Raw genomic sequence first — 7,100 nt, forward strand, 5'->3', positions numbered from 1 at the left:
TTAGTTGAGAAAATCAGCTATTTTTTCAATTAAAAATAACCCAGCTACAGAATTTCCATGATCATTTAAAGGAGGACTATAACAAGCAATAATACCTTGTTGGGGAACGATGGATAACATTGCACCACTAACCCCAGATTTTGTGGGAAATTCTTGATTAAAAGCTAAAGTTTGTGATTCTTCATAGAGTCCACATTCTCTCAGAATTTCGTGTACAATTTGACGATTTTGTGATGAGATTAAAGGAGAATTAATTAAAAGCATTCCTAACTTAGCTAAATCAATAATATTGCCCGAAAGACAACAAATTTGTTGATAAGTATCTAAGGCTATTTCTAAATTTTCTAAGTATCCGCTTTTGTGTAATTCTTCAGCTAAAGCTATATTTTTCGGATTGGGTAAAGAACGAACAGAATCTAGCATATTTTCATCTAAAAAAAGGTTACTACCGCTACATTCATTTAACCAAATTCGTAAATTATTACAGCAATCATTAGATTTTTTTCCAGGTAATAAACCAGCGAGAGTTATGGCACCACTATTAATCATTGGATTTCGCGGTAAACCTTGATCTAATTGCAGTTGTGTTAAAGAATTAAAGGGATATTCAGACGCTTTTGTCCCGACTCTTTTTAAAACAAATTCTTCACCATATAAAGAAAGTAAATAAAGCAATGAAAAAACTTTGCTCACACTCATTAAAGAAAAAGTTTTAGCCATATTTCCCACTGCAACACAATAATTATCTTGGGTGAGTAGGTAAAAAGCTAACTCATTTGGATCAGCTTGACCGAGTAATGGGATATAATTAGGCAATTGACCCAGATGTATTTGTTTTTTGGCTTGTACGAGCCATTCATTGAGTTTATCGCCTTGAATAGAATTAAGAGGTTTCATAAATTTTTCTGAGATAAAATTAAATTAGCTAATTCAGAAAATCCGTCGCATTCAGGTTTATTAGTTATATAACGGGGTGAGTGTTTTAACTGAGATAAATAGTGGGAAATATTAGCGACACCTACCGAAATAGGGAATAATTCTGGATTAAATAAAGGTTCATCATTTAGACTATCACCAACGGTCATAACTTCGTAAGGACTTAAAATAGAAAAATGTTTTTTTAAAACTTGTAAAAGACTATTTGCTTTATTTTGCTGTAACGGTTTAATATGACATTGAATGGTACTATAAGTAAAACTCCAATTTTTAGATTGACAAAATTGATTAATTTTTTGGAGATCAGATAAAGTTAATCCTTGAAGCTCAAAAGTCCAATCAGTTATCCGAAATGTATTATCAAAAGATTCTTCAAGATGAGGAAAAAAATTTTGTAACTCTTGAAATGTTTCTCTTAATGCCTGACGATGGGATACTAAATTATCAATAGAAATCAAAATTTCTGGCTCGTCATGAGATGATGGAAAATAGATACCGCCATTTTCTGCGATCGCACCCTCAATGGGTAAATAAGTTCTAATTCCATCAACCCAAGCAACTGAGCGTCCTGTTACGATTAGGACAGTAATATCATGTTTAGCCAACTTTTCGAGCGTTTGTAATAGCTTTGGGCTAAACTTGCCTTTTTTTGTGAGCGTACCATCTAAATCGGTGGCAATCAGTCGAATTTGTCTTAAATCAGCATTTTTAATCGATAAAGGCTGCATAAAGTTATAATAGCAGGATCACAAGAAAGCATAACTTAACCCGTAGATGATTGCTCAATAACTGGATAAATTTGACTTGATTCTACGTTTTTGCCTACACAAAGATCTACCTTTAGCTGAGACTGAATTACAATCCAAGTACCAGTTTTAGGATCTCGATAGGTTGTAAATGGGTTAGGTTGTAAGGGGTCATTGGAGACTCTAGCCATTTTTAATGTTATAATATTTTCCTTAATACTTATGGTAATAGGATTTCAGCAAATGCAAAGTGATCTAGAAGCGATAAAATTGTGATCTCGATCACTTGTTAATTTTCCAAAAAGTTATAAAAAAACAGTAAGATAAGCAAAAAATCATCGAGTTGTCATGACTCGGTTTACAAATAAACGCTGACTTATCAAACAGAATGGCTACTCATATTGTTACTGGTGTTGCGGGTTTTATTGGTTCTCATTTAGCAGAAACTTTACTGCAACAAGGAGAAAAGGTTATTGGTGTGGATCAATTCAATGATTATTATGACACCACACTCAAGCGAAAAAATGTACTACCACTACAGCAATACAAAGATTTTGAATTGATAGAAGCTGATATCCAACAGCTAGATTGGTTAACGCTTTTAAAAGAAGTTGAGACGGTTTTTCATCAAGCAGCCCAAGCCGGGGTTAGAGCAAGTTGGGGATCTGGCTTTCGTCATTATACCGAACGCAACATCAACGCGACACAAATTATTTTAGAAGCGGTGAAAGAAACTCCCGCCCTAAAACGGTTGGTTTTTGCTTCTACTTCTTCGGTATACGGAAATGCAGAAACGTTACCCACATCCGAAATTATTCCCCCTCAGCCTGTTTCTCCTTATGGGATTACAAAACTTGCCGCAGAACGCTTATGCTGGCTATATCATCATAATTTTGGCGTTCCAGTAACGGCTTTACGCTATTTTACTGTTTATGGGCCGCGTCAACGTCCTGATATGGCTTTTCATAAGTTTTTTAAAGCGGCTATTTTTAAAAATTCTATTCCGATTTATGGTGATGGTAAGCAAACAAGAGATTTTACTTTTGTAAGTGATGCTGTAGCGGCTAATTTGGCGGCGGCAACTTGCTCACAAGCGGTGGGAGAAGTGTTTAATATTGGTGGAGGTAGTCGGGTCTTTTTATGCGATGTTTTAGATAAAATTGATGAAATTGTGGGTTATAAAATAATAAGAGATCACCAAGAACAAGCGATGGGCGATGCACGTCATACCGGTGCAGATACGACTAAAGCTAAACAGTTAATTGGGTTTAATCCTCAAGTTTCTTTAGATGATGGTTTAGCTCAAGAATGGGAATGGATTCAAGGTTTGTATTAGTTAAACAAGAGGGTTTGTCGAGTGAATTGGGTTGGGAAACCAAACCCCTACTAAAAAATCTATCTTTTTTTAAGATTAATAACCATAATAATATCTAACTTTTTTATATTCTATTAACGAGATTTTCGTTTCCACAAACGCAAGATTAAGCCTAAACTCACCACAATATAACCCGAAGTTAGTAACCCATTAAAATACAGCAATCTTAAGGTTGTGGTTGGGAGAGCAAAACTCGAACTCGTCCATAATAAAATATAAGCGATCGCCCAAGTTAAAGTTAAAGTAACCGAAATTCTGCTCACTGATTTTTGTGCCGAATTTCCTTTACCGTGGTAAAGTGTCCACATCGCAGGTATCCAACCCACGACAGGAATTAAATAAACCATCAATTGCAATTTATTAAGTTTTGTTTCATAAAAAGGATCAGAATTATTCATCGAAAATTTGGGTTAGAAACCCCGTCCTTAAGGACGGCTTTACTCTTTAATTGTACTATTTTCACAAAAGATATGCTAGAATGTAAGGCATGGAAAAAGCTTTTAGTTACCGATTTTACCCAACGCTCGAACAAGAGTCGCTTCTGCGGCGCACGTTAGGTTGCGTAAGATATGTGTACAACAAAGCTCTCCATGAAAGAACTCAGTCTTGGTACGAAAAACAAGAAAGAGTCGGATACAATCAAACGTCTTCAATGTTGACCAACTGGAAAAAGCAAGAAGAATTTAGCTTCTTAAATGAAGTTAGTTGTGTCCCTTTGCAACAGGGGTTGAGGCATTTACAAAGTGCTTTTACTAATTTCTTTGCTGGCCATGCCAAGTACCCCAATTTCAAGAAAAAACATCAGGGAGGTAGTGCAGAATTTACTAAGTCAGCCTTTAAATGGAAAGACAGACAAATCTATCTAGCAAAATGTTCAGAACCTTTGCCGATTCGATGGTCAAGACAAATTCCTGACCTCTGTGAACCAAGCACGGTTACAGTTAGATTACATCCTTCTGGACGTTGGCATATCTCAATAAGATTTGATGACCCCAGATGTAAACCCTTGCCTGTCTCGGATAAAGCCATAGGAATTGACTTAGGGATTAGAGAAATGCTTGTAACCAGTGATGGAAAGAAAATTTCTAATCCTAAGCATCTAAAACAACACTACCGCCGTTTAAGGAGTGCGCAAAAAAGTCTTTTAAGAAAACAGAAAGGCTCTAAAAATAGAGATAAAGCAAGAATCAAAGTTGCCTTAATTCACGCTCAAATTAGCGATACGAGAAAAGACCATTTACATAAACTAACAACTCAATTAGTTCGTGAAAACCAAACGATAGTAGTTGAGAATTTAGCGGTGAAAAACATGGTCAAGAACCACAAGTTAGCTCAATCTATATCAGATGCCAGTTGGGGTGAAATTACTCGTCAAATAAGCTACAAGTGTCGTTGGTACGGGAGAAATTACATTGAAATAGATAGATGGTTTCCTAGTTCTAAACGGTGTAGCGATTGTGGGTATGTTGTTGAGAAAATGCCGTTAAGCGTTCGAGAATGGGATTGTCCTAATTGTGGTACAAGCCATGACCGAGATATTAACGCAAGTAAAAATATTTTGGCCGCTTTCTCTTGCGGTGTCAGTCTGTGGAGCGAGTGTAAGACCCGAACAGAGTAAATCTGTCAAGGCATCTGCATTGAAGCAGAAACCCAAATCGTAAGGTTTGGGAATCATCGCCATTTATGGCGGTGAGGATGTCAACGTCTTTAGTTTGAGGATAAAAAAATGGCTTTCTATTCTAAGAGTTCCCTAAATGCGATTATTCTTGCCGGGGGACAAAGTTCTCGTATGGGAAAAGATAAAGCTTTATTGCTTATTGATGGAATTCCGCTACTACAAAAAATTTATACTGTGGCTAGTGATTGTACGCAGAATGTGTATGTTATTTCTCCTTGGATTGAACAATATACCTCGATACTTCCTCAATCTTGTCATTTTATCCGAGAAAATACCCCTACTCATGGCCCTTTGGTGGCTTTTTTTTTAGCTTTAAATCACGTTGAGTCAGACTGGATACTTTTACTCGCTTGTGATTTACCTTTATTAACGAGTGAGATCGTTCAACAATGGGCAAATTCTTTACCTGGTGTACCAGAAACAGCGATCGCCTATTTACCAAAACAAGATGATCTTTGGCATCCTTTGTGTGGGTTTTACCGTCGTTGTTGTCTTGCTTCACTAGAATATTTTATCAAAAAAGGTGGGCGATCGTTTCAAGGTTGGTTAAATCAGTCCACAGTACAACAAATATTAGTCAGTGATCCTAGGGTTTTACTAAACTGTAATACACCCCAAGATTTACTTTTTTAAGTCACATATTCTACAAATCTTAAAATGTCAACCGTATTTTCACGTAATATAATCATTAATTATTATCCAAAAAGGTAATATTAATGGATAAAGTTAGAGATTTTAATAATAACGATACCAAAAATAAAAATAATATAAAAAAAAATTGACATTTAAATTTTAAAATAGCATTTTTAAAATTTAAATGTCACCTTCTGAAAATTTTTTTGGTTTTTTTAACCGTTTTTCAATGAAGTAAACTTTTGGGATTTCCCTTACTATAAAGTTTGCTGTAGAAAGCTTTGCGGAAAAATATCTAAGCTTAATCATTAATTTCAGCTTGCATATTAAGGATTTATCGAATTGATTGACTGGGTTTTATTTTTTCTTGTTTCTAAAAATTAATAGCTTTTTTTGTCCATTAAAGTAAGTTTTGTCTCATTTTTAGCCAATCTGGAGTAACGCAAAATGCCTAATTCATCTCTTTTAGTCGCCCTTCTTACAGTTCAAGAATCGTTAATTACTTTGGTTAGTGAGAATCGTTTTTTGGGACAATTAGCAGTAGCATTTGGTGAGAATTTTGATGTGACGGTGGCGCGAAATTTAGCGTATACTTGGCAGAATGGGGATTTTAGCGTTATTCCTGAGATTGAGGTTTTAAGTGCATCGGCGATGAATGGTGCTCTGGGTGGGTTTGCCGTATCGACGAATAAGATTTATCTTTCTGAGGTTTTGTTAGGTGATGCGGATGCTTTGGTTAGAGTTTTATTAGAAGAAATTGGGCATAAATTAGATAGCGTGTTGAATGTGGGTGATAGTGCGGGAGATGAAGGGGCGATATTTTCCGCGTTGGTTTTAGGGGAAACGTTGACAGATGATGAGTTAGCGTTGTTGAAAGCAGAAGATGATAGAGGTTTTGTTAAAGTTGATGGTCAAAATATTGCAGTTGAGCAGGATAATTTTATCGGAGATGATAACCCTAATAATATTCTGGGTACTGCGGGGAATGATTTTCTTGATGGAAAAGGTGGTAATGATACCCTTGATGGAGGTGCGGGTATTGATTTTCTTGTTGGTGGTACAGGAGATGATATTTATATTGTTGATACCACAACTGATACCATCACGGAAAACGCTAACGAGGGAACCGATACAATTAATGCCAGCGTTACTTTTAGTATAGCCGCACTGACCAACATCGAAAACCTAACCCTTACTGGTACAAGTAATATCAATGGTACAGGAAATACACTAGATAATATTATTACGGGAAATAGTGGGAACAATACCCTTAATGGTGGCGATGGTAATGATATTCTTAATGGGGGTGCAGGCGCTGACACTCTGAATGGAGGTATAGGCAACGATACATTAAATGCAGGATTAGGAGTATACGATAATGTTTCTGGTGGTGCAGGAGATGACCTACTCATCATAGACTACTCAGTCGGTGATACAGGAAAAGCGGTGTATCTGTATGCCTATAATGATACAGAAGGCTTCTATGGGGCTGCCTATCGCTACAACAGCAATAATAGCGCTTACCTCGATTATATTTCCTTCGATGGCATCAACCGCTTACAGGTGACTGGCACTAGCAAAAATGATACCCTTTATGGTGGTGCAGGTAATGATACTCTTGTTGGTGGGCTAGGCAACGATAACATTGATGGCGGTGCAGGTAATGACAGCTTAGTTGGAGGAGATGGCAACGATAGCATTTCTTCTGGAGATGGCAACGATAGCATTTCTT

The 7,100-nt window shown here is 36.5% G+C and carries 7 protein-coding genes and 1 pseudogene; 4 read left to right on the plus strand and 4 right to left on the minus strand.

The features are described 5' to 3' along the window. From C7H19_RS21130 to C7H19_RS25945, 3 genes are read right to left on the minus strand one after another with little or no spacing between them, the layout of a single operon-like run. Positions 1-897, minus strand: a complete 897-nt coding sequence (locus C7H19_RS21130; protein ID WP_106458901.1) for a glutaminase — start codon at positions 895-897, stop codon at positions 1-3. After that, on the minus strand, positions 894-1,664 hold the full coding sequence (locus C7H19_RS21135) for an HAD family hydrolase (protein WP_106458902.1): 771 nt from the start codon (positions 1,662-1,664) through the stop codon (positions 894-896). Before C7H19_RS21135 ends, C7H19_RS21130 begins: the two co-directional genes overlap by 4 nt. Positions 1,665-1,699: 35 nt before the next feature. Then, a complete protein-coding gene (locus tag C7H19_RS25945) occupies positions 1,700-1,873 on the minus strand; it encodes a hypothetical protein (RefSeq protein ID WP_181280699.1) in 174 nt (57 codons plus the stop codon). 197 nt (positions 1,874-2,070) lie between these two features. Here C7H19_RS25945 and C7H19_RS21140 point away from each other — a divergent pair, with 197 nt between their 5' ends. Further along, entirely contained in the window at positions 2,071-3,018 is a 948-nt protein-coding gene (locus C7H19_RS21140; protein WP_106458903.1) for an NAD-dependent epimerase/dehydratase family protein, read from the plus strand. Between the two features lie 113 nt (positions 3,019-3,131). Here C7H19_RS21140 and C7H19_RS21145 read toward each other — a convergent pair whose 3' ends face one another. Next, complete coding sequence (locus tag C7H19_RS21145; protein WP_106458904.1) at positions 3,132-3,455, minus strand: hypothetical protein; 324 nt, start codon at positions 3,453-3,455, stop codon at positions 3,132-3,134. A gap of 89 nt (positions 3,456-3,544) precedes the next feature. On the opposite strand from C7H19_RS21145, the pseudogene C7H19_RS21150 reads away from it, so the two are divergent. The 3 genes and pseudogenes from C7H19_RS21150 to C7H19_RS21160 all read left to right on the plus strand — a co-directional run. Beyond that, positions 3,545-4,718 (plus strand): annotated as a pseudogene (locus C7H19_RS21150) (RNA-guided endonuclease InsQ/TnpB family protein). A 65-nt stretch (positions 4,719-4,783) separates the two neighbouring features. Beyond that, positions 4,784-5,368: a molybdenum cofactor guanylyltransferase gene (locus C7H19_RS21155; RefSeq protein ID WP_106458906.1), complete on the plus strand. Its 585-nt coding sequence runs from the start codon at positions 4,784-4,786 to the stop codon at positions 5,366-5,368. Between the two features lie 447 nt (positions 5,369-5,815). Next, the coding region (locus tag C7H19_RS21160; RefSeq protein WP_146136568.1) for a calcium-binding protein at positions 5,816-7,100 on the plus strand (1,285 nt) is incomplete at its 3' end.

Origin of the sequence: Aphanothece hegewaldii CCALA 016 (assembly GCF_003007785.1) — a bacterium.
Lineage (GTDB): Bacteria > Cyanobacteriota > Cyanobacteriia > Cyanobacteriales > Microcystaceae > Chroococcus > Chroococcus hegewaldii.